This window comes from Facklamia sp. P12945 (assembly GCF_050409485.1).
Taxonomy (GTDB): Bacteria; Bacillota; Bacilli; order Lactobacillales; family Aerococcaceae; genus Facklamia.
In genome coordinates this window covers 1-23,342 of record NZ_JBNUPJ010000002.1, presented here as the reverse complement: position 1 = coordinate 23,342, position 23,342 = coordinate 1, and the positions used below count along the sequence as shown (strand labels likewise).

The window sequence follows — 23,342 nt, the reverse complement described above, 5'->3', positions numbered from 1 at the left end:
TTATAGTAAATTTTTTTAGTTTGGTGTATCAATTCTAGGAATTCCATGAAAATTAATTGATTCACAAAAAAGGAGTGGCTCAACTTGAGCCACTCCTCGAATGAGTTGTTAATTATTCAGCAAAAAATTTTAAGCGTAGAGCATTAAGTAAAACAGAGATAGAAGAAAAGCTCATAGCTAAGGCGGCTATCATTGGGTTAAGTAAGGGACCACCAAATAGATAGATAATGCCCATCGCAAAAGGAATGCCTATCACATTATAGAAGAAAGCCCAGAAAAGGTTCTGTTTGATATTGCGGATAGTCGCATGACTCAAATTAATAGCGGTCGGAATGGTGGTTAAATGGTTATTCATTAACACAATATCAGCAGATTCAATCGCAATGTCGGTCCCAGACCCGATCGCCATGCCGATATCAGCTTGTGCTAAAGCAGGGGCATCATTAATGCCATCACCGACCATAATCACTTTATTGCCGGTTGCTTGTACTTCCTTCACAATACGTGACTTATCTTCAGGCAAAACTTCGGCAAAGACTTTATCCACTCCTACTAATTGACCGATATGTTCTGCTGTGGCTTGATTATCACCTGTCACCATCATCACCTTAAGACCCATTGCTTTGAGAGTTTTTATTACTTCCATACTCGATTCTTTTATCGGATCTGAAATGGCTAATAAGCCTTGGAAATGGCGGTTAATTGCATAGAAAATAACAGTTTTGGCTTCATGACTCAGTTTATCTGCTAGTGAGAGAAAATCTTGAGGGATGGGTTGGCTTAATATTTCTTCCATTAAACGCTGGTTACCAATATCTATGTTTTCGCCATTAATTTCAGCAGTAATTCCCTTACCTGTAATTGATTGGATTTGCTTCAAAGCCTGATATTCTATGCCGAAACTTTCGGCATAATCGACAACTGCCTTGCCAAGAGGGTGTTCTGAGTTGGCTTCAACACTTGCTAACTTACTTAATAGAATAGCTTTATCTTTTTCATCAACAGGATAAAAATCAGTCACACTCGGTTGACCTTGGGTGATAGTCCCTGTCTTATCAAGCAAAATAGTATCTGCTTGGTGAGTAGTTTCTAGACTGGCACTACTTTTAATTAAGATCCCTTTTTGTGCAGCATTACCTGTTCCCACCATGATAGCTGTTGGAGTGGCTAAACCAAGCGCACAAGGGCAAGCGATAATTAAAACACTAATAAAAATCTGTAAACTGAAAGTTAAGGATTGATTCATTATAAAGAACCAGAATAAACCACTGATTAAGGCAATCACCATAACTGTTGGGACGAAATAAGACGCTACCACATCAGCAAATTTAGCAATTTGAGCTTTGGAAGATTGAGCTTCATTAACTAATTGAATAATTTGAGAAAGTGTAGTGTCTTGCCCTACTCGTTCTACCTCCAGGGTAAAGCCACCGGTTTTATTTAAACTAGCTCCAGTTACGCAGTCGCCTTTACTTTTATTAACCGGCATGGCTTCACCAGTTAACATCGATTCATCGACACTGGATTGACCCTCAAGAATGATTCCATCCATTGGAATGGTATCTCCAGGTCTAATTTGCAAATGATCTCCTGGTTGAATGCGTTCGGTTGGAACAATTTCAATGGAGCCATCCTCTTTAATTCTACGTGCCTCTTTAGGTGCTAAATCCATTAGGGTTTTAATCGCTGAAGAAGTTCGTCCTTTAGCAATGTCTTCTAAATACTTGCCGATTGTCATTAAAGAGACAATTACTGCAGCTGATTCAAAGTATAATTCAATCTCTTGACTATTTTGAAGAGGATTGATGAATAGAAAGAGCGTTACGACTAGACCTTGAACAAAAGCGGCTCCACTACCTATTGCGACTAAGCTGTCCATGTTGGGGTGGCCATTCAAAAGACTCTTGAATCCACGAATAAATAAATCTTTACCTAAATATAAAACAGCACTACTTAAAATCATCTGAATGAGGGCATGAACGCTTGGATGTTGCTTTATTGAAAGAGAATCCGGAATAGGAAGGCCAATCATTGGACCCATTGCTAAAAGAAAGAGTGGCAGAGTGAACAGGACCATACCCATAATTTTTTGCTTGGACTTTTTTAAATATTGCTGTTCTCGCTCTAAATCTTTTTGATATTGTTCTTCAGGAGAAATAATTAAACTGGCATTATAACCCGCTCTTTGCACCGCCTCAATCGCTTTATCTGGCTGGGCTTTATGATCCCACTCAACATTCAATGTTGAAGTAGCAAAATTGACTTGAGCAGACTGAACGTCCGACAGTTGATTGGCTGCTTTTTCAACTGTTTGCGCACAAGAAGCACAAGACATTCCCTCAATCCGAAAGTTTTGAATGAGCGCTTCATTAATCGAAGGTAATAGCTGATAGCCTGCCTTTTCTACTCGATCAGCCAGTGTCTCAAATGTGACCTTTTGTGGATCAAAATTGACTTTTACAGAGTGGTTCAGTAGATTTACTTCGGCTGTTTCAACACCCATTGTTTGATTAAGCGTTTTTTCGACTGTCATTGCACAAGAAGCGCAGGACATTCCATCAATAGTATAAGTGCTTGATTGCATTTTAGCCCTCCTTTAGGGATCGATTATTTGCTTAAATGATAGTGAGTATCTTTAAGCACATGATTAAAATCTTCCATAGCTAAAAAGTCTTGATGCTCAATAGTAAGCTCTTTAGTATCCACTTGGATATTTACTTTCTCAACTCCATCCATTGATAAAAGCAAATCTTGAATAGTTTGAGCGCAGTGGCTGCAAGACATACCTTGGACTTTAAAATCTTGTTTTTTCATGATAATTCCTCCATTAATTAATGAGACCATGAGTGACATTGACATTGACCGACTGGGCAATTACATTTTACTTGGCTTGGAGCCTGCTTGCCCTTATCCTGCAATTGTTTTATCAGCTGTTGACAATCAGCTTGTGATAAGATGACATCATTAATTATTTGATGAATAAAAGGAGCCTTATCTTTATTGCAAATGCGGTTCAGTAGCTTACTTATTTCTGCATGAACCGCCTCTTTTTCAGAAATATTTGCTTGATATTGATAGGGTTTATGTTCTCCTTCAAGAGTCAAATGTTCTTTTTGCAATAAGCGGTTAATTAAAGTTTTTATAGTAGCTTCTTTCCAATCAGAAAATTGACTAGCAGTATCGATAATTTGGCGTGAAGTAAGTGAATGATGGGCCCAGACTATCCGCATAATTTCCCATTCTGCATCAGTGATCGATGGGACTGAAAGACTTTCTTGCATAAGAAAACTCCTCTCTGATTACACATGTAACTTCACTTAAAGTTTACAACTGTAGACATCAAATTGCAAGTCATAACTTAGTCTTTCATTAAATTTACTAGTATAATAAAGAAAAATATCTGAAGGAGTAAATAAAATGAAAAAGTACTACAAATTATTGATTTTAGTAGTAGCAGTTACAATGAGTTTAGTAGCTTGTGAAAATTTTAATCAAAGCTCTTTTAAGTCAGAAAAAACCCCAGACCAAATTCTTAATGATTCCATCAATTTGGATAATCAACAGATGAGAATGACTAATGAAACTTATCAAGAAGAAGTAGCTGCTGACCAAGCCTATTTGATTCAAAAGGCAGACTTATATTTTGAGACCTTAAAATATGAGGAGGCCAAACAAGCTTTATTTGAAGTGATTGAAAAAAGCAAAGGCAGCATTCACTATCAAAATGAGTATTTGATAGATGGTGGACAATTTTCTGATAGTGAGCAAGAGTTGCGTGAGTTAATTTTGACTGCGCGTATTCCACAGGCGAACTTTAATCAAACAGTTGAGAAACTCCAAGACCTGCCGGATGTTTCTTTGCAATCGTCAAGTAGAGGGTCCCAAGATGTCACTCGCTCGGTCAATGATATTGACATCCGTTTACAAGCCGTAGAGGATCGTTTAGACCGGTTAAATGCCTTATTAGATCACGCAGAAAAAATTGAAGAAATTGTCCAAATTCAAACTGAAATTGAAAATGCTATTATTCAAAGAGATCAATATTTAGCCGAACAAGCTAACTTGGAAAATCAAATAGAACAAGCCACTATCAATATTACTTTGAGTGAGCGCTATGTTCTAGCAGAAGAACGCAATCAAAATTATTCCTTTATAGGTCGTATAGCTAATACTTTTAAAGAAGCTTTGATTTCTACCAAGTGGATGCTAGAAAATCTTGTTTTATTATTGGTAGCAGCTTTACCCTTCTTAATGATTTGTTTGGCAATCTATTTATTGTATCGCTTATTTTTTAAAAAGATTGCCGATAATTACCGTAAATACTATCCTCAAAATGAGAAAGAAAATCGAATGTTAAATCGTGCTAAACATGAACAGAATATCAAACAGAATTTCCATCCAAGTGAAACAGATGAAAAGTAAATGAATCAGATTATATACCTTATCCCAAAGACTAGATACAATTTTAAATAAAAATATTGAGAACAATTTTATAAAAGTGTATCATTAAGAGTGACAGTGAATATTAAGGAGTGATCGAGCAATGTTTCAACAGTTACAAGAAAAGATAAAAGGAAAAGGCATCAAAATAGTGTTTCCTGAGGGGACTGACCCACGTGTTTTAGGAGCAGCAGTACGCTTGCATGCCGAAGATATTGTGGAACCGATTGTTTTGGGTAATAAGGTAGAAATTAAACAACTAGCCAATGAAAAAAATTGGGTGATTGAAGGGATTACTCTCCATGACCCTGAAGAATATCAAGCAATGGATCAATTGATTGAAGCTTTTGTTGAAAGACGTAAGGGTAAGAATACTAGAGAAGAAGCTATTGAACGCCTAAAAGATCCTGTATACTTTGGAACCATGTTGGTTTATACCAATCAAGCGGATGGAATGGTATGTGGAGCCGTTTACTCAACAGGAGATACAGTAAGGCCTGCTTTACAAATTATCAAAACACGACCAGGCGTAAAATTAATTTCAGGAGCCTTTATCATGGTTCCACCTCATACCAATGGTCAAAAATTAGTGTTTGCAGATTGCGCTATTAATATTAATCCTGATGCACAATCTTTAGCTGAAATTGCGGTAGAAAGTGCTAAAACAGCTGAAATCTTTGGTATTGATCCTAAAGTGGCGATGTTAAGTTTTTCTTCTTATGGATCAGCCAAATCACCAGAAGTAGATAAAGTGGCAGAAGCGACTAAAATTGCGAAGCAATTAGCACCCGAATTGACCATTGATGGTGAAATGCAATTTGATGCGGCTATTGTTCCTGAGGTGGCTGCACAAAAGGTTCCTGGGTCTATTCTTGATGGACAAGCGACTGTCTTTGTTTTCCCAGAAATTCAATCTGGAAATATTGGCTATAAGATTGCGCAACGCTTAGGTAATTTCCAAGCTGTTGGACCAATTTTACAAGGACTGAATAAACCCGTTTCAGACCTTTCAAGAGGGTGTGTAGAAGAAGATGTGTTTAAAGTAGCGATTATCACAGCCAACCAGGCTCTAAATAACTAACCTAAATAAATTATAAACCAAGCTCCTCAAGCAGATTTTTGATTGAGGAGCTTTTCCCATGCAAATCTAATGAGAATCATTTTCACATTTGTGAAGAACATGTTACAATGGATTTTGTGAAAAATTACTTATTGGAGGAAATCAATGAAAAAAAGTTTAATGAAGCGACTCTTATTGTTGTCAACCCTTGCCTTAAATAGTTTCACGCCACTTGCAGTGAATGTAAACGCTATGGAATCAGATGTAGAAAGCTTAAATTCCAGCTTGCAATCTATTCAAGTAAAATCAAATCCAGAGATAGAATCTGACAATGCTGTGATTCCTGGTGAAAGTGAAGAAGAACCACAAGAAACACCTGCTAGAATGGAAGTTGATTCACAAGGTGAAGGCGAAACACCTTCACAAACTCCCTTAACTATTGAAGAATATAAAAAGTTGGACGCCACAACACTTGCTGAAATGGTCAGAAGTGGAAGAACAACAAGTAAAGAATTAATTGAATTTGCTTTTCAAGTAATCGAAGAAACAAATCCTGATTTAAATAACGTTATTTCAACACGCAAAGAAGCTGCTTTAGCTGAAGCTGAAGCGATGGAAGATACTGGTCAGCCTTTTTATGGTGTGCCGATGTTAGTGAAGGGTCTAGGTCACTCTGTGGAAGAGGGTAGCAATACACTCGGCTTCAAGTTTTTGGAAGATCAAACATCTTCTAGAGATGGTCGCCAAGTAAAAGCTTTTAAAGAAGCAGGCTTTATTGTAATCGGTCAAACTTCTTATCCGCAAATGGGTTGGATCAATGTAACTAATTCTGAATTGTATGGTGACACACATAATCCTTGGAATTTAGCCCATAATCCGGGAGGATCTTCAGGGGGATCTTCAGCAGCTGTCGCAATTGGGCAAGTACCAGTCGCAAGTTCCAGTGATGCCGGTGGTTCTACTAGAATTCCAGCTTCTTGGTCTGGTTTAATTGGTTTACATCCATCGAGAGGAATTTTAACATGGGATAGCAGCTCAATAAACAATCAAACCACCCACTTTGCAGAGACTAAATCAATGCAAGATACAATTACACTTTTTGAGACCTTATTAAACGAAAAGACGCGTGAACATGTACTGCAAGGAAGCTTTGACAAGACCACTCCCATAGCCTACACAACCATGACTCCTGCTGGAACGCCGATATCAGAAGATGCTATTCAAGCAGTTCGAGAGGTAGCCAATTTCTTAAAAGGTGAAGGTTATTTAGTCGAGGAAGTAGCTTATCCAGTAGATGGAAAAAAATTAATGGAGCAATACTACATTCTTGCTTCTTCGGCTGCTGGCTCTTTGGACTACATAGCAAAGAGACCACTTGGTCGACCAATTCAAAGAGAAGATGTGGAATTGCTAACTTGGGCTTTATACCAAACATCAAAGGATTTAACTAAAGAAGATGTAGCTGGAGCTTGGGACTATATCCATCAAGTGACAGAAGATATGAACGCTTTCTATTCAAAATATCCATTTTTATTAACAGCTACTAATGCTTACCCAGCTCCAAAGGCTGATTATAATCATATTAGTCCAGAGCTGGCTGAAGTAATGGAAGACATGTCTGGTTTGAGTAAAGTTGAAAAATTACAAGTAATTTATGATCAATGGTTACCAGCGTGGACTTTGACTCCTTACACTCAATTGGCTAATCTAACTGGTACACCTGCACTGAGCTTACCAACATATTTGACAGATAAAGGACTGCCGATGGGTGTAATGTTCAACACATTTGCTAAAAACGACCGCAGTTTACTACAAATTGGGAAACTGTTAGAAGAAAGCAATCGCTTTATTACCTACTATAATCGTCCGAGTGATGATAAGGAATCAAATCCAGATGTGGAGCCAGATACAGACAACATCTTAAATCCATTTCCGGGAGCGGATGAAACAGTAGGAAATGGGGCAGATACTCAAATTGAGGACTTGGATGACCAAAGCAATATTGAAGAACAGGCTGAAGACAATCATTTATCCAATAGCCCTTCTTCACAACCAGTCGTAAAGGATCATCAAGTTCAAGCCACTGATTCAGCGAAGGATACACTTCCAAACACTGGGGAAAGTGATCAGCTGGTCATGTACAGTATAAGCCTTACTTTATTCGGCATCGCCGGTTACTTCGTTCGTAAAAAATAAGGCAATTTAAAACCACTCTTCCAGAAGAGTGGTTTTCTTACATTTATAGCATTTAATAGCTTTTTTGATTATTCTGCTGGAATAATTGTAACAGGAATATCATCGATAGTACCATAATACCATTCGATTTCATCACCGTCTTCTAATTTTTGAGAAACAACACCCAGCTCGGCAAATTGCTTGTTAATTAAATACACCCAAGTGTTTGGAGCGTAGTCATTCTCTACACCATCAATAATATCAACAACACCTTCATCTTCATTGAAGTTGAATTCTAACTCTTCAATCGCAGACATAGCCTCTAGAACACTCACACCACCGATATTATTTACTTCATATTCAAGAGGGGCTCCCGATTCTTGGTTAATAATGATTGTTGCAGTACCTTCTAGTCCCTCAGCATCATTAGCAGCTGTTTCAACAGTAGTTTCTTCCATTGTGGTTTCTTCAGCAGCCATGGTAGTATCTGTTTTTTCTTCTTCATTAGTAGTAACCTCTTCGGTAGGGGCATTTTCTACCTTTGCTTTATCATTTCCAGGCAACATATCGCAAGCGCCTAAAAAAACGGTTAAGATAAGTGCTGTGGATATTTGTAGTATTTTTTTCATCAACTGACCTCCTCGTTTTCTATTACTATAAAATTAGCAATAATCACCTCTAAAGTCAAATAATTCGATGTTTGCCGGAATCTTCGTTATACTTAATCTATCAGCAAGTGAATGGGGAAAAAAGATGATAAACTTTACAAGTCATAACTTAGAGGATACAAAAAGCCTGGCTAAAATATTAGCTAAAGTCATTCAACCAGGAAGTCTTATTTTGCTTTCAGGTCCATTGGGATCGGGGAAAACAGCTTTTACTCAGGCTTTTGGGCGTTCTTTAGGAATTGATAGAGCCATTAAAAGTCCGACTTATACCATAGTTAAAGAATATGAACTTCAGCAAGTAGCTGAGCGAGTGGTCCATATTGATGCATATCGCTTAGAAGAAGGTGGAGCGGATACTGTTGATTTTGATTTGTTTTTCGATCAACAGTCTATTTGTCTGGTTGAATGGCCACAATTTATTACAGATTATTTACCGAAAAGTCATATAGAGATAGCTTTCAAATTATTGGATCAAAACCAACGTCAAATAGAAATAAGTTTATCGCCACAAGCAGATAATAAGCATCAAATCATCTTTCAAAAGTTTAGAGATCATATAGAAAGGGGCGATTAAACAATGTCTTATCGAGAAAATCCAGACCAAGAAAAACAAGTCGAAATGGTCGAAGAAGAGATTCAACTGTCAATTCGTCAAGCCCAAGTCAAAGATGCTCGCGCCATTTTAGGATTAATGAGACATATCGGTAAAGATACCAATTATCTTACAACCGGACCTGAAGGATTATCTCTGGATGTTCAGCAAGAAAAAGAATTGATTCGAAACTACCTGTTGGCTAAAAAATCATTATTATTAATTATTGAAGTTGACGATCAAGTTATTGGAATCGGTAATTTAGCTAATTTCTCAAGTCACAAGCAAGACCATATCGCTGAAATAGGAGTATCGATTGTGAAAGAATATTGGGGCTATGGAATTGGCAAAATGATTGTGCAAGAATTAATTGATTTTGCCAAAAAAGTTGATTTAAAAATTTTAACTTTAGAAGTGGTCACTGAAAATCAACGGGCTGTCCGACTTTATAAATCGTTTGGATTTGATATCAAAGGAACTTTAAGTCAGCGTTTAAGACATGGTCATTTTTATTACGATGTCTATACTATGGAAAAAAATCTTGCGTAAATCGCTTACATAAAAGGATGCCACTTTACAAGTGACATCCTTTTAACTAGAATGGAATGACGATTATACTGAAGGGGAAAATAAAATGAATTTACTAGAAAAATTTCCTAACATCAAAATATTAAAAGATGAGCCTCTATCAAAATATACTTATACAAAAACAGGTGGTAAGGCAGATTATTTGGTCTTTCCTCATGATCGCTTTCAAGTGGAAACCATTGTGAACTATGTAAAAAATCAGCCGTTAGATTTAACGGTTTTAGGTAATGCTTCCAACTTAATAGTAAAAGATGGTGGCATTCGTGGCGTTGTCATCATGATGACTGAGATGAAGTCGATGCGACGCATCGATTCTAACATCCTTGAAGCGGAATCAGGGGCGTCATTGATTAAACTAACTCACTTAGCGCTCGAACATTCACTTACAGGCCTGGAGTTTGCTTGTGGTATACCAGGCTCGATCGGTGGGGCTGTTTATATGAATGCGGGGGCCTATGGCGGAGAAGTCAAAGATGTCATTGATGAAGTCGATGTAATCAGTCGTGATGGCTTAATTAAAACCTTTAAAAATCCAGACTGTCATTTTTCTTATCGCCATTCTGTTTTTCAAGAGCAAAATGATTTGATTTTATCTGTTCGTTTTAAATTGCAAGCTGGTGACTTTGCACATATAGAAGAAGAAATGGATCATCTAACACATTTACGCCAATCCAAGCAGCCTTTAGAATATCCTTCATGTGGATCTGTTTTCAAGAGACCTGAAGGTTATTATACAGGGAAGTTAATCCAAGATGCTGGTCTACAGGGCTATCGTATCGGTGGAGCTGAAGTGTCTAAGAAGCATGCAGGCTTTATTGTCAATGTGGATAATGCAACGGCAACAAACTATACTGACTTAATTGCTTTTATCCAAGCAACTATTTGGGAAAAGAACCAAGTACATCTAGAAACAGAAGTCCGTATTATTGGTGAGGATGTCGAATAATTTATTTATAGATTAGGAGTCACATGTGTACATGTGGCTTTTTTAATGTTTACAGATAGATTACTGAATATTAATGTTTGTCGATTTTTATTTTAAAATCTAACTTACAAAGCGTGAGTATAACATGATATAATCGGGCGGAAGGTTTCCTTCAAAAAATACAAAAGAGGGTGTCAAGCATGAGTGAAGCATTACTAAGTGTCGAGTTAAAGAACGTTTCAAAGCACTTTGATGATCAAATGGTATTAAAAAATATTAATATGGAGTTGGAACAAGGACAGTTTTATACTTTGCTTGGACCATCAGGATGCGGTAAAACAACAATTTTAAGAATTATCGCAGGCTTTACTCAAGCAAGTGAAGGGACAGTATCGATTGAAGGAAATGAAGTAACCAACATTCCTGCTAATAAACGTAAAGTTAATACCGTTTTTCAAGATTATGCACTTTTTCCACATATGAATGTTTTTGATAATATTGCCTTTGGTTTATCTGTCAAAAATGTTGACAAACAAATCATTAAAAACAAAGTTCAAGCTGCGCTTAAGCAGGTGCGGTTAGATGGGTATGAAGAACGAAATATTAATGAAATGTCAGGTGGTCAAAAACAAAGGGTAGCGATTGCACGCGCACTGGTCAATGAGCCGGACGTTCTACTTTTAGATGAGCCCTTATCAGCTTTAGACTTAAAATTAAGAACCGATATGCAGTATGAATTACGTGAATTACAACAGCGTCTAGGGATTACTTTCGTTTTTGTCACACATGATCAAGAAGAAGCTTTAGCTATGTCTGATTGGATTTTTGTTATGGATAGAGGAGAAATTGTGCAATCGGGTACGCCTTCAGATATTTATGATGAGCCGATTAATCGATACGTTGCTGACTTTATTGGAGAATCAAATATTATTGATGCAACCATGATGGCTGATTACCGGGTTAAATTTGTCGGTCATGAATTCGATTGTGAGGATGCAGGGATTCCTAAAGGCGAAGCAGTAGAGGTTGTGATTCGACCAGAAGATGTAAAAATCACTGCTCCTAATCAGGGTCAGATTAACGCAACAGTTGATACTATGCTCTTTAGAGGGATGTTCAATGAAATTATTGCCTATGATGATGAGCAAAACGAATGGATGATTCACACAACAGAGAAGGTTGATATTGGACAAAAAATCGGTTTGCAAATTGGTCCGGATGAAATTCATGTTATGAGATTTAATGAAACAGAGGAGGAATTTGACGCTCGTTTAGAGCAATATGAGGAGGGGGAAAATGAAGAAGACTAATATTCATTTGTTGGCTATCCCCTATTATTTATGGCTAGCCATCTTTGTGATTACTCCCTTACTAGTGCTTTTTCAACGGTCATTTATAGGCATTGATGGACAATTTACCCTAGCTAACTACCAGCATTTTTTCACTTCAATGGAATATATCCGAATGACTCTGTCTTCCTTTTGGTATGCCTTTCTTGTAACTTTATTCACTTTTTTATTAGCCTACCCACTAGCTTATATTCTTTCTAAAAGCAAAAATAAAGACTTGTGGTTGATGCTGATTATTTTACCAACATGGATTAATTTATTGCTTAAAACCTATGCCTTCATAGGCATCTTAGGTAATTCGGGTCCTTTAAATAATTTCTTTGAAGCGCTTGGTTTCGGTAGACAACAGTTGCTGTTTACTGATGTTTCCTTCCTTCTAGTAGCAGCTTATATTGAGTTGCCTTTTATGTTCTTGCCGATTTTCAACTCAATCAATGAGATTCAACCCAGTCTATTAGAAGCGGCCTATGACTTGGGAGCATCTAAGATGACCATCATTCGGCGTGTGATTTTTCCTTTATCACTGAGAGGAGTGCGCTCGGGTGTCCAAGCGGTCTTCATTCCTTCTCTTTCTCTTTTCATGCTTACCCGCTTAATTGGAGGAAACCGTGTAATCACTTTAGGTACGGCTGTTGAGCAGCATTTCTTAGTTACCCAGGATTGGGGGATGGGATCAACCATCGGTGTAGTTTTAATGTTGATTATGTTCATCATTCTATTTACTACTAGGGATCGTTCTAAGGCAGGAGGTGGTCAAGATGCATAAAACTAAAAAAAGAATGGGTTCTACCCTTTATATTGCGTTTGTCTTTTTATTAATGTACGCACCTTTGATTTATTTAATGTTTTATTCCTTTAATGCTGGTGGAGACATGACTAACTTTTCTGGTTTTACGCTAGAGCATTATCAAACCCTTTTTGAAGATAAACGTCTGATGACCTTCATCTTAAACACCTTTATTATCGCTCTTTTATCCGCTTTAATTGCAACCATCATTGGCACTCTAGGAGCGATAGCTATTTATTACTATCGTTCTAATCGTAGTCGTCAAGCTATTCTTAATCTAAATTCAGTCTTAATGGTTACACCCGATGTCATGATGGGAGCTAGCTTTCTCTTGATGTTTTCATTCTTATTAAAGTTTGAATTTGGCTTCACCACTGTTTTGTTATCACATATTGCATTTAATGTGCCGATAGTGGTTTTAATGGTCTTGCCAAGACTTTATGAAATGAATCCAGCCATGATTACGGCGGCTCAAGACTTGGGAGCCAACCAGAATCAGATTCTATCAAGAATTATTTTACCTTCCATTAAAAGTGGTGTTTTAGCCGGTTACTTCATGGCTTTCACCTATTCCTTAGATGATTTTGCTGTTACTTTCTTTATAACTGGGAATGGTTTCTCAACGTTATCAGTTGAGGTATATTCACGTGCTAGAACAGGGGTAAGCTTGGAAATTAATGCGCTCTCTACTTTAATGTTCTTGTTAGCTTTACTTTTAGTCTTTGGCTATTACACGCTCAGGGTCGGAGAACAGCGAAAAGCAGCACTTAAAATGCGTCAAGCTAGAGGAGGTTAGTAATGAAAGCATTAGTAAAAGTAATGATTGCCATTCTACTTGCAGTGGCTTTGATGTTTGTTGGGCGTTACTACCTACAATCTAGTCAAGGATTAACGGGTGAGAGTAATATTGTCAATTTTTATAATTGGGGCGATTATATTGATCCTGATTTAATCGATGAGTTTGAAGAAGAAACGGGTTATGTGGTAGTTTATGAAACCTTTGATTCTAATGAGGCCATGCTCACAAAAATTCAACAAGCTGGTACCAATTATGATTTAATTGGGCCGAGTGAATACATGGTAGAAACAATGATGGAAATGGATTTATTAGAAAAAATTGATCATAAACGCTTACCTAATCTCAAACATATTGATGAAGAATTTATGGACCAGCCTTTTGATCGAGGCAATCAATATTCAGTGCCATATTTTTGGGGTACTTTAGGTATTCTTTATGATAGCAGTCAAATTGCGGAAGACGAAATTACCAGTTGGAATGACCTTTGGCGAGAAGAATATCGTAATAAGATTATGATAATTGATGGCGCCCGTGAAGTGATTGGGATTGGTCTGCAATCAGAAGGGCATTCACTTAATGAAACAGATAGTGAACTTATTGCTAAGGCCACTCAAAAGATGAAACAATTAATGCCTAATATCCTGGCTTTACTTGCAGATGAAATTAAAATGTATGCGACAATCGGAGAAGCCCCAATAGCCGTTACTTATTCAGGCGAAGCTGCCATGGCTATGTATGACAATGAAAATTTAGCCTATATGGTTCCGAAAGAAGGGTCTAACATTTGGTTTGATACCTTGGCCATTCCTAAAGGTGCAAAAAATCTCGAAGGTGCACACGCTTTAATGGATTTCTTGATGCGCCCAGATATAGCAGCTAGAAATGCTGAATATATTGGATACGCTACCCCTAATAAGGATGCCATTGATTTAATGGATCCAGAAGTAATTGCCGATCCGGCCTTTTATCCTCCGCAAGAAATTATTGATCATTTAGAAATTTATCGTAACCTTGGTCAAGAAAAATTGATCGAATATAATGATGAATATTTACGTATTAAATTAGAACCGCGCTAATTCTTTATTGAGAGTATAAATTTACATAAACTTAACAGTAAATAGGCTACAAAATTCATAATCAACGGTTAAACTTATTAAGGATTTATGATTGGAAGGGAGAGATCGTTTTGCAACTTGTTAATAAGCGGTTAACTATTAAAGATTATGAAGACCCATCAGCTTCTTTTATCATTGAACGCTTAGAGCTTCCAGCTACTATTAGTTATTTAGTGTTTGAATTCAATATCTATCTGGGGGATTATGCGATTGACTCATTAATGGCTTATGATTCACACTATAATTTAAGAATCGATATTCAAAATGTTTGTCAAGGTCGACGGATTATTCTAAGTATTGATGAGTTAGAATCAAGCAGTGGAACACGTCCAGGCATTCTTCCATCAGGTGAGTGGATCTTAGTATTTAAATTAGCGGACCCCATACCCAAGTGCGAGTGGTTGTTCGAGTATTCCATTGAAGCCAAAGAGTTGAGTCAGCCATCACTTAAAAACATCTAACTGTTCTTAGCAATTAAGATGGTTTTAATCTTTAACAATAAACTTAAACACTAATTTATTTATGGGTGTTTAAGTTTATTTTTTTGAAAGGGCACCGTGGGATCGACTGTTTTATGAAAAAATTTTAATAATAGACAGTTTGATGTGAATTTGATATATAATAATAGGACAAGTGACTTGCAAATTTAATTAGCAAGTATTAAGAAATGAGGAATCTTTTTGGTTAGAAAAAATGTAATGACTGTTGTTGTTCCTTGTTATAATGAACAAAAGACAATCCAGCCGTTTATTGAGGCAATTTTAAAAGTTCAAAAAGACCTAAAAGAAGTTGAAATTGAATTACTATTAATAGATGATGGGTCAACCGATCAAACCCTAAATGCTATTAAAGAAGTGGTTCAGCAATATCCAGACAGCATTGAATACCTATCTTTTTCACGCAATTTTGGTAAAGAAGCAGGTCTTTATGCCGGCTTGAAACACGCCAAAGGTGAGTATGTTGCAATTATGGATGCGGATTTACAAGATCCACCGATGATGTTAGTAGATATGTATCGAATGATTCTAGATCCAAATGTCGATGTGGTAGCAACCAGAAGGACTTCTAGAGAAGGCGAACCAGTTGTTCGTTCTTTTTTTGCCCGCCTTTTTTACAAATTGAATAATTTAATTTCGCGCCTTGAGTTAGCAGAAGGTACGCGAGATTATCGTTTGATGAAGGCACAAGTCGTAGATGCCGTTGTATCTATGGGTGAGTATAATCGCTTTTCAAAAGGGATTTTCTCATGGGTTGGTTTTAAAGTGAAATATTTAGAATACCCTAATATTAAACGCATTGCTGGTCAATCCTCATGGTCATTTAGAAGTTTGTTCGATTATGCTATCGATGGCTTAATTTCTTTTTCGGACTTTCCATTAACAATTGCTAGTTTCTTAGGTCTTTTCAGTATTGGCACAGCTTTGGTTTGGGGTATCTACTTACTAGTGGCTTTTTTACTTTATCAAGTAAGCGCTTCTGCGAACAGTCTCTTGGCCTTATTAATATTATTTATGGGTGGCTTTCAATTTTTATGCTTAGGTATTATTGGCAAGTACATTTCTAAAATTTTTACCGAAGATAAACGACGACCTATATATTTGGTGAGAGAAGAGAAGCTTTTTGAAGAAGATGACTAGGATAATTATTTAAAAATGAGTCTGATAATATAAAAGAACAGCCTGCACATGCTTGTGTAGGCTGTTCTTGATTTGAGTGTGTAAATTGTTGGGGAATGGTGATAAGACCTATTCTTCATCTAACATTGGCTGACCTGGTCCGGGTTGGTGATTGGCAATATTGCTTGCCCATTCATAGTCCACCATAATAAATTGCCCGAGATAATCGTTTTTTAATTCTTTAGCAAACTTATCAAGAATGAAGTCTGTAAGCGATGGATGGTAATCAACCATAAGCTGCTCATCTTCTGTAAGATAAAGGAATTTATCTTGATTATCTTTGTGAATAAAGAAGCGGTTAAGTACTTTTCGATTCGGTTCTTGTTGAGCAAATAGGCCATCTGTTAATACTTTTACAACTTCCATTACCTGATCATTAAATCCTCGATCAAAAATCTGGATTTTTTCAATCAGTTGAGGGGCTGAAGTTACAACTCTTAAATGATAATCACTAATATCAATCCCTTCCTCAGCTGTCATTAAGCTAAGACCTTTTAATATTTTTTCGCGATTTTCTTTAAAATTAGGTGCTAAATATATCAAAAGCTTGAGTTTTGGATCATGATAGAGAATTTGAGTTTCTATTTGTCTTTTGGCCCCACATTGATCGCATTCAAAGGCTAGAAGCTGACCTTCTAATAGTTGTTGTTTTAATTCGGGGTGTTTTTGACTATTGATAGCAGTTTCGATGATATGTTCCTGCTTAGCTTGGCATACTGGACACTCTAAGTGGATTGTTTGTGGCATTCAATTGCCTCCTTTATCGGATTAATAATTCTAGTATATCAAAAATGAGGAAAGATGCGAAAGAATCATTAATATAATCTTGTAAGCGATTAACACATTGTCTTAAACTGTGCTATAATAGCTAAAGTAATAGGTATAGAGGGGGGAATATATGAAAAGTTTAATTATTTATGAATCACCTTATGGATCTACCTTAATTTATGCTAGAGCCCTCCAAAGAGTCTTTGACTTTCCGATGGTAGCTTTAAGTGAGGTTGATCGAACTACTTTGAACCACTATGATTTAATTATTGTAGGCACCTTTGTTTTCTCCGGAAGGATTTTTAAGTCGACTTTGATTAATCAGTTGATGAATCGCTACCGCGAACCGAGTTGGGTCTTATTCACTGTGGGCATTTCTACCCCAAATCTTACCAACTTTACGAAACTATTAAAAGAAACCTTTACAGCTAGAGTCTATCAACAATTAGCAACCTTTCATTATCGTGGTCGAATTGCCTCTAAGCGCTTTTCTTTAATGTACTTAGCTTCCAAAAGAATGAAGCGTCAACCAGGCACTAGCCTGGATGATGTGATTTTGGGCCCCGAGGAATGGCATTTGTTGGATTATCATGGAGGAACGGCTGAAAAAGAGGATTTAAAGCAAATAGCGAATATGGTAGAGTATATACGTGAAATTGTACAATACATTGGATAATGGAGGAATCGAATAAGATGGAAGAAGCAAAAAAACGAGTGGGCAAATATGCAGCCTCTTATGTTGAAGATGGTATGGTGGTCGGATTAGGGACTGGCTCAACGGCATATTGGTTTATTGAAGAGCTAGGACGCCGTTTCCAAGCAGGAGAACTCAATAATATTTTAACAGTCTCTACTTCTGATCGCTCTTCTGAACAGGCTTTAAAATTAGGCTTACCCTTAAAAGAAATTGAAGATGTCAATCGCATCGATCTGTTAGTAGATGGAGCGGACGAAACAACTCGTCAATTCGCCGGTATTAAAGGCGGTGGTGGTGCGCTTTTGCATGAAAAAATTATTGCTGAAAACAGTGATAAGATTATTTGGATTATGGATGAGAGTAAATTAGTTAACCAATTAGGGAAATTTCCTCTTCCAGTAGAAGTAGTTCGCTTTGGCTCATGGAAAGTTTATGATGCTTTTAAAAGCGCTGGGATGAAACCAAGCTTTAGAAGAATTGAAGATGACAGGCTTTTCATTACCGATTCCGGCAATTATATCATTGACCTCCATTTAGAAGAGATTCCTAATCCCCAAGTGTTGGCAGCCGAGATTAAGTCTAAGGTTGGAGTAGTTGAGCATGGCCTTTTCTTAAATTATGCCGATATCATTCTGGTTGCCCAAGCTGATGGAGAAATTATTAAAATCGAACGTAGTGGTGAAGTAAATTAGACAATATTAAGGATGATGAAGTATGAGAATGGTAGATTTAATCCATAAAAAACAAGAAAATCAAGCATTGACCCAAGCTGAAATCCAATATATTATTAACGGATTTACTAAGGGAGAAATTCCTGATTACCAAATGGCCGCCTTGAATATGGCAGTTTACTTTAATGGCATGAATGCTAAAGAAGTTAGTTATTTGACCATGGCTATGGTTGAATCAGGCGATCAGATCGATCTCTCTGCTATCAAAGGCATCAAAGTAGATAAACATTCGACCGGAGGTGTTGGAGATACAACCACTCTAGTCCTAGCTCCCTTAGTAGCTTCTTGTGGTGTTCCGGTGGCTAAGATGTCAGGGCGTGGTTTAGGCCATACGGGTGGTACGCTGGATAAACTTGAAACAATCAAGGGCTTTAATTTTGAAATCGCTGAAGCTGCCTTTATTGCTCAAGTAAACCAACACCAAGTGGCCGTGGTCGGACAAACTGGCGATTTAACCCCAGCTGATAAAAAGCTGTATGCTTTAAGAGATGTCACTTCTACTGTCCAGTCTATTCCTTTAATTGCTTCTTCCATTATGTCTAAGAAAATTGCTTCGGGTGCTGATGCAATTGTCCTAGATGTAAAAGTAGGCGATGGCGCCTTTATGAAGACAATCGAGATGGCCGAAGAGTTGGCCAACACCATGGTTGAAATAGGCAATCATTTAGGTCGTAAAACAGTAGCCATCTTATCTAATATGGATCAGCCATTAGGCTTTGCAATTGGTAATACCTTAGAGGTCAATGAAGCTGTGGAAACCTTAAAAGGTAAAGGTCCGCAAGATCTAACGGAGCTTTGTCTGAATCTTGGAGCACAAATGCTCTTGTCTGCTGAGAAAGTAAAAAGTTTGCCAGAAGGTATTGAAATGTTGCAAGCGCAGATTGACTCAGGAGCAGCCTTAGAAAAATTCCGTGAATTTATTGAGATTCAAGGAGGAGATGCTTCATTCATTGATAATCCGGAACAATTAGGTAAAGCCAAGTATCAAATTCCGTATTTAGCTAAAAAATCAGGTGTAGTTAGTCACTGGGTAGCCGATTTAGTGGGTGAAGCAGCGATGGTTTTAGGAGCGGGTCGTGCGGTTAAAGAAGATGAAATTGATCCAGTAGTAGGCATTGTCTTAAAAGCTAAGGTAGGAGATCCTGTTCAAGAAGGAGATCCACTCGCAATCATCCATTCCAATCGGGAAGATATTGATGACTGCTTGAAGCGACTAGACCAAGCTATTCAAATCGCTGATACAGCTAAAGAATTACCTCTAATTTATAAAACAATTGATTAAAATACGCAAGAAGAAGGAAGTTACTATGTCAAATAACAAAACGTTTAAGTATGTTCAAATCGGGATTTATGCTGCTTTAATCATCGCTGCGATTACCTTTATCCGTGTCCCGATGCCATCCGCCATCTCTAATTCTTTTGTTCATCCAGGGAATGCCTTGGTGATTTTAGCAGTTTTACTAATGGGGTTCAAACGTGGTACGGCTGCTGCTTTAATAGGGCTTTTCCTCTTTGATAGCTTGAATGGTTATTTCTATGTCGTTCATTTTACCCTTTTAGAAAACCTCTTGGTTTTGATTATGGTCTCATTCATATATAATAAATTCTTCCATAAAAAGGATAGTATGAGTCATATTGTGACATTAGGAATCGTAGGAGCATTAACTAAGATTGTATTAATCTTTGGTAAGCATATTATCAATCAAATGATCTTAGGAGCCACATCTTCTGCAGCAATTGCGATGGCGATTTCAGCCATGCCAGCCAGTCTTTTTACAGGACTTGTTACAGCAATTTTAGTGCCAGTTTTATATTTCCCTTTAAAGAAAATTTTCCAACGCTATCATACAATTGGTGAGTAAATTTACCACTTGGGGTTCAGTCTTTAAGGCTGAACCTTTTTAATTGGTAAAATTTAATGGCCCTCGACGCTTTAAGTCGAGGGCTTTACTAAATTGTCTTAAACTTTAGCTGGTTCAAGTGCAGGGCTGTTTGTATGGATGGTTTGATATCTCTCTTGCTTGAGGTTTTTAATCGAAATCATAAAGCAGAAGGATATAATATATAGACTGGCTAGGAAAAACATAACTGCACGCATCGCATAGTTTTCTAAAATCATTCCAATGATGAGAGAAGAGAAACCACCGATTGCACGACCAACATTTAAAATGATGTTATTAGCTACTGCTCTGACTTGAAGGGGGTATAAGCGCGTAACCATAGCGCCATAGCCGGCAAACATTCCATTAACAAAGAAGCCCATTAAAGCACCGCCAAGTAAAAGGCTTAAGGCAGAATGGACATAAGTAAAAGCGAAAACCGAGATAGCTGATAGGATGAGGAAAATGCCATAAACTAAACGTGGACCAAACATATCTAGAAAATAACCGAAGACTAACATACCGATCGACATTCCTACAATAGTAGTAATCATCCAAAGGTTAGAGTTACCCAGGCTGATCCCTAATTTACCTTGCATCATAGTTGGTAACCAGTTCATCATTCCAAAGTAACCAGCAATTTGAACAGAAGTCATCACCATTAAAGCAATGGTTTGATGGGCTAGAGCAGGTGTTTTGAAGAGGTCAGAGATTTTACCTGCTTGTTGACGGTCGACTTTCTGGCTACCACGATCAGTGATTTGATCTTCTTTAATCATAAAGTGCATGTAAGCCACTAAGATTAACGGCAGAACACCTAGAGCGAAAAGTCCTCTCCAACCAAAGACGGGTGCAATTAAGCTGGCTAAAACAGCGGATGTAATCGAACCGATTTGTCCCATGACACCATTCAGTGAGGAGATACGACCCATTTTGTTGCTTGGTACAATACCCGCCATGATTGCTAAGGCAACACCGTACTCACCACCAACTCCAATACCAGCTAAGAAGCGTAAAGCTAAAAGGCTATTGATGCTTTGACTAAAGAAGATAAGGGCTGTGGCTGCAGAAAAAATTGCGACGGTCCATTTTAATACTTTATATTTGTTATAGCGGTCTGCTAAGACCCCAAAGACAAGTCCCCCAAACAGCATTCCGAAGTTAGTAATGGTTCCAATCCAACCGGCTTGAGTAGAGGAAATATTCAAATCAGCAATAATAGAGGATAGGGAAAAGGCCAAAAACATCACATTGACATCATCTAAACCAGAGGCAATCATTGAAGTAATGAGGGCACGACGATCATAATTTATAGTTTTCATAACAACTCTCCTTAATAAAAGTTCACGGACTTTTTTAATTAATATTTTGACTTTAGTTAAAAGCTTGACTCCAAGCTTGAGGATCTTTGTACCAATTGGCTAAGCTTTGCTTATGACTTGCAAAATCAGGTTTTTGGGTAACCGTATCGATCAGAGTGGCATAATCACTCAAGGTGACTAGCGGGAAAGATTCTTTAGCAAAATTTTGACGACCGGCATCTAATAAGTAATTAAAGATAGCTAGGGCCCCAATCACTTGACCACCAGCATTTTGAACGGCGTGAGCCGCTTTAATGACGCTCCCACCGGTTGAAATCAAGTCTTCAATCATTAGGACTTTTTGTCCTGGATTTAAGTGGCCTTCAATTTGATTGTGCATGCCGTGTCCTTTAGGACTAGACCGCACATAAATCATTGGTAAGTTTAATTCTTGTGCCAAGAAAGCAGCGTGAGGAATACCAGCAGTAGCTGTACCCGCGATCACTTCGACCTGTGCAAAGTTTTCTTTAACGGCTGCTACCATAGCTTCAATTAAAAGCTGCCGGCTTTGCGGATGGCTAATAATTAGGCGGTTATCACAATAAATGGGTGATTTTAAACCGCTTGACCAGGTAAAAGGGGGATCTAAGCTGATTTTAACTGCTTCAATATCCAAGAGGATATTAGCAATCTTTTCTTTACTGCTGGTTTGATGAACGTTTTCCATGATGACCTCCTATTTTAATAATTTTTGTGCTTCAGCTATTTTTTCAACTATGTCCATGTAAGCCGCTTTTGGATTATCTGCCTGGGTAATTGGACGACCAATCACGAGATAATCACTGAGATTTTTAACAGCAGTTTGGACATCAGCGATACGGTGCTGGTCATCCGTACAATTTATCGTTTGTGGGCGTATTCCTGGTGTAACCGTTAGGAAGTTAGTATGAGTGACCTCTTTGATCGCCTTAGCTTCATGGGGTGAGCAAACTACACCGTCAAGGCCTGCTTGGTGACTTAATTTGGCATAGTGTAAGGTTGAAGTTTCTAAACCGGCAGTAATCAGTTGTTCTTCTTCCACTTGTTGGTTAGAAGTAGAAGTCAGTTGAGTGACTGCAATCAAAAGGGGTTCTTTTTGACCAGAAGGTGTCCCTTGTATCAGACCTTCTTTGGCTGCTTCCATCATTTTAAGTCCACCTGCCGCATGGACATTAACCATGGCTACACCCAATTGAGCGAGAATTCGCATGGATCTCATCACGGTGTTAGGGATGTCATGGAGTTTAAGGTCAAGAAAAACAGCATGACCCTGACTGGAAATGGTTTCTAAAAGTTGAGGGCCTCCCAAATAGAAAACTTCCATGCCTATTTTTATATTATGGGGACCTTGGGGTAAAAGCTTTAAAAAGTCTAAGATTTCTTGATCACTGGCAAAATCAAGCGCAATAATGGGTAGTTGAGGATTGAGTTCCATAAAGTCCACCTTTCTAATAAAAAACGCCTAACCACATATTCGGTTAGGCATAAAAGATATATCCATAAAAGCATGCCCAAAGGCATACTCAGGGTGTGGATCTTCTTTCATGCTTCTCTGAACATGTTTAAAGCGATCGTTTCAAATTGTTAAGAGTATAAAATGAATCAAAGGAATTGTCAATAGGAAAATAAACATTAAAAAAATTATGTGTTAAACGTAAATGATAATGTCTCAAGAGAACACAAATCAAAATGTCCCACTATCCTCTATAATAAATGATGAAAAGGATAGGAGGGAAAATGATGGGAGATTAT

Annotated in this window: 24 protein-coding genes; 16 read left to right on the top strand and 8 right to left on the bottom strand. The window is 37.6% G+C overall.

Annotated elements, in window-relative coordinates; all coding sequences use genetic code 11:
• Positions 1–112 precede the first annotated feature (112 nt).
• From ACQV2X_RS00815 to ACQV2X_RS00805, 3 genes are read right to left on the bottom strand one after another with little or no spacing between them, the layout of a single operon-like run.
• Positions 113–2,584: a heavy metal translocating P-type ATPase gene (locus ACQV2X_RS00815; RefSeq protein WP_428873299.1), complete on the bottom strand. Its 2,472-nt coding sequence runs from the start codon at positions 2,582–2,584 to the stop codon at positions 113–115.
• Positions 2,585–2,607: 23 nt separating this feature from the next.
• On the bottom strand, positions 2,608–2,814 hold the full coding sequence (locus ACQV2X_RS00810; protein ID WP_428873300.1) for a heavy-metal-associated domain-containing protein: 207 nt from the start codon (positions 2,812–2,814) through the stop codon (positions 2,608–2,610).
• Between the two features lie 17 nt (positions 2,815–2,831).
• Positions 2,832–3,281 carry a CopY/TcrY family copper transport repressor gene (locus tag ACQV2X_RS00805; RefSeq protein ID WP_428873301.1) on the bottom strand — a complete coding sequence of 150 codons (450 nt, stop codon included), beginning with the start codon at positions 3,279–3,281 and terminating at the stop codon, positions 2,832–2,834.
• Between the two features lie 136 nt (positions 3,282–3,417).
• Between ACQV2X_RS00805 and ACQV2X_RS00800 the strand changes: the two genes are divergently transcribed.
• From ACQV2X_RS00800 to ACQV2X_RS00790, 3 genes are all read left to right on the top strand, one after another.
• Positions 3,418–4,422 carry a DUF4349 domain-containing protein gene (locus ACQV2X_RS00800; protein ID WP_428876138.1) on the top strand — a complete coding sequence of 335 codons (1,005 nt, stop codon included), beginning with the start codon at positions 3,418–3,420 and terminating at the stop codon, positions 4,420–4,422.
• A gap of 121 nt (positions 4,423–4,543) precedes the next feature.
• Positions 4,544–5,521: a phosphate acetyltransferase gene (pta, locus tag ACQV2X_RS00795; RefSeq protein WP_428876139.1), complete on the top strand. Its 978-nt coding sequence runs from the start codon at positions 4,544–4,546 to the stop codon at positions 5,519–5,521.
• Between the two features lie 144 nt (positions 5,522–5,665).
• Positions 5,666–7,696 carry an amidase family protein gene (locus ACQV2X_RS00790; RefSeq protein ID WP_428876140.1) on the top strand — a complete coding sequence of 677 codons (2,031 nt, stop codon included), beginning with the start codon at positions 5,666–5,668 and terminating at the stop codon, positions 7,694–7,696.
• Between the two features lie 68 nt (positions 7,697–7,764).
• Here ACQV2X_RS00790 and ACQV2X_RS00785 read toward each other — a convergent pair whose 3' ends face one another.
• Positions 7,765–8,304 (bottom strand): DUF4430 domain-containing protein, encoded by a 540-nt coding sequence (locus tag ACQV2X_RS00785; protein WP_428873308.1) that lies wholly within the window; start codon positions 8,302–8,304, stop codon positions 7,765–7,767.
• A gap of 124 nt (positions 8,305–8,428) precedes the next feature.
• Between ACQV2X_RS00785 and tsaE the strand changes: the two genes are divergently transcribed.
• From tsaE to ACQV2X_RS00740, 9 genes are all read left to right on the top strand, one after another.
• Positions 8,429–8,917 carry a tRNA (adenosine(37)-N6)-threonylcarbamoyltransferase complex ATPase subunit type 1 TsaE gene (gene tsaE / locus ACQV2X_RS00780; RefSeq protein WP_428873309.1) on the top strand — a complete coding sequence of 163 codons (489 nt, stop codon included), beginning with the start codon at positions 8,429–8,431 and terminating at the stop codon, positions 8,915–8,917.
• Positions 8,918–8,920: 3 nt separating this feature from the next.
• Positions 8,921–9,484, top strand: coding sequence for an N-acetyltransferase family protein (locus tag ACQV2X_RS00775; protein ID WP_428873310.1), 564 nt, complete (start codon positions 8,921–8,923; stop codon positions 9,482–9,484).
• Positions 9,485–9,569: 85 nt separating this feature from the next.
• Positions 9,570–10,469: a UDP-N-acetylmuramate dehydrogenase gene (gene murB, locus ACQV2X_RS00770; protein ID WP_428873312.1), complete on the top strand. Its 900-nt coding sequence runs from the start codon at positions 9,570–9,572 to the stop codon at positions 10,467–10,469.
• A 179-nt stretch (positions 10,470–10,648) separates the two neighbouring features.
• On the top strand, positions 10,649–11,758 hold the full coding sequence (locus tag ACQV2X_RS00765) for an ABC transporter ATP-binding protein (protein ID WP_428875104.1): 1,110 nt from the start codon (positions 10,649–10,651) through the stop codon (positions 11,756–11,758).
• Positions 11,745–12,563 carry an ABC transporter permease gene (locus ACQV2X_RS00760; RefSeq protein WP_428873315.1) on the top strand — a complete coding sequence of 273 codons (819 nt, stop codon included), beginning with the start codon at positions 11,745–11,747 and terminating at the stop codon, positions 12,561–12,563. Before ACQV2X_RS00765 ends, ACQV2X_RS00760 begins: the two co-directional genes overlap by 14 nt.
• Complete coding sequence (locus ACQV2X_RS00755; protein WP_428873316.1) at positions 12,556–13,380, top strand: ABC transporter permease; 825 nt, start codon at positions 12,556–12,558, stop codon at positions 13,378–13,380. Before ACQV2X_RS00760 ends, ACQV2X_RS00755 begins: the two co-directional genes overlap by 8 nt.
• Before the next feature lie 2 nt (positions 13,381–13,382).
• Positions 13,383–14,459 (top strand): ABC transporter substrate-binding protein, encoded by a 1,077-nt coding sequence (locus ACQV2X_RS00750; protein ID WP_428875105.1) that lies wholly within the window; start codon positions 13,383–13,385, stop codon positions 14,457–14,459.
• A 110-nt stretch (positions 14,460–14,569) separates the two neighbouring features.
• Entirely contained in the window at positions 14,570–14,959 is a 390-nt protein-coding gene (locus ACQV2X_RS00745; RefSeq protein WP_428875106.1) for a hypothetical protein, read from the top strand.
• Between the two features lie 219 nt (positions 14,960–15,178).
• The gene (locus ACQV2X_RS00740) at positions 15,179–16,135 is read left to right on the top strand and encodes a glycosyltransferase family 2 protein (protein ID WP_428894173.1); all 957 of its coding nucleotides are present in this window, start codon (positions 15,179–15,181) and stop codon (positions 16,133–16,135) included.
• Between the two features lie 108 nt (positions 16,136–16,243).
• Here ACQV2X_RS00740 and ACQV2X_RS00735 read toward each other — a convergent pair whose 3' ends face one another.
• Entirely contained in the window at positions 16,244–16,921 is a 678-nt protein-coding gene (locus tag ACQV2X_RS00735; protein WP_428873321.1) for a CpXC domain-containing protein, read from the bottom strand.
• Positions 16,922–17,072: 151 nt separating this feature from the next.
• Here ACQV2X_RS00735 and ACQV2X_RS00730 point away from each other — a divergent pair, with 151 nt between their 5' ends.
• From ACQV2X_RS00730 to ACQV2X_RS00715, 4 genes are read left to right on the top strand one after another with little or no spacing between them, the layout of a single operon-like run.
• A complete protein-coding gene (locus ACQV2X_RS00730) occupies positions 17,073–17,618 on the top strand; it encodes a flavodoxin domain-containing protein (RefSeq protein WP_428873323.1) in 546 nt (181 codons plus the stop codon).
• A gap of 17 nt (positions 17,619–17,635) precedes the next feature.
• Positions 17,636–18,331 carry a ribose-5-phosphate isomerase RpiA gene (rpiA, locus tag ACQV2X_RS00725; RefSeq protein ID WP_428875107.1) on the top strand — a complete coding sequence of 232 codons (696 nt, stop codon included), beginning with the start codon at positions 17,636–17,638 and terminating at the stop codon, positions 18,329–18,331.
• Positions 18,332–18,353: 22 nt separating this feature from the next.
• Complete coding sequence (locus ACQV2X_RS00720; RefSeq protein ID WP_428875108.1) at positions 18,354–19,652, top strand: pyrimidine-nucleoside phosphorylase; 1,299 nt, start codon at positions 18,354–18,356, stop codon at positions 19,650–19,652.
• Positions 19,653–19,677: 25 nt separating this feature from the next.
• Positions 19,678–20,232, top strand: a complete 555-nt coding sequence (locus tag ACQV2X_RS00715) for an ECF transporter S component (RefSeq protein WP_428875110.1) — start codon at positions 19,678–19,680, stop codon at positions 20,230–20,232.
• A 98-nt stretch (positions 20,233–20,330) separates the two neighbouring features.
• Here the strand turns inward: ACQV2X_RS00715 and ACQV2X_RS00710 are convergent, their stop codons facing one another.
• The 3 genes from ACQV2X_RS00710 to pyrF are packed head-to-tail and all read right to left on the bottom strand — an operon-like array spanning position 20,331 to position 23,025.
• A complete protein-coding gene (locus ACQV2X_RS00710; RefSeq protein ID WP_428876584.1) occupies positions 20,331–21,572 on the bottom strand; it encodes an MFS transporter in 1,242 nt (413 codons plus the stop codon).
• A gap of 52 nt (positions 21,573–21,624) precedes the next feature.
• On the bottom strand, positions 21,625–22,278 hold the full coding sequence (pyrE, locus tag ACQV2X_RS00705; RefSeq protein ID WP_428873329.1) for an orotate phosphoribosyltransferase: 654 nt from the start codon (positions 22,276–22,278) through the stop codon (positions 21,625–21,627).
• A gap of 9 nt (positions 22,279–22,287) precedes the next feature.
• A complete protein-coding gene (gene pyrF, locus ACQV2X_RS00700) occupies positions 22,288–23,025 on the bottom strand; it encodes an orotidine-5'-phosphate decarboxylase (RefSeq protein WP_428876586.1) in 738 nt (245 codons plus the stop codon).
• Positions 23,026–23,342 lie beyond the last annotated feature (317 nt).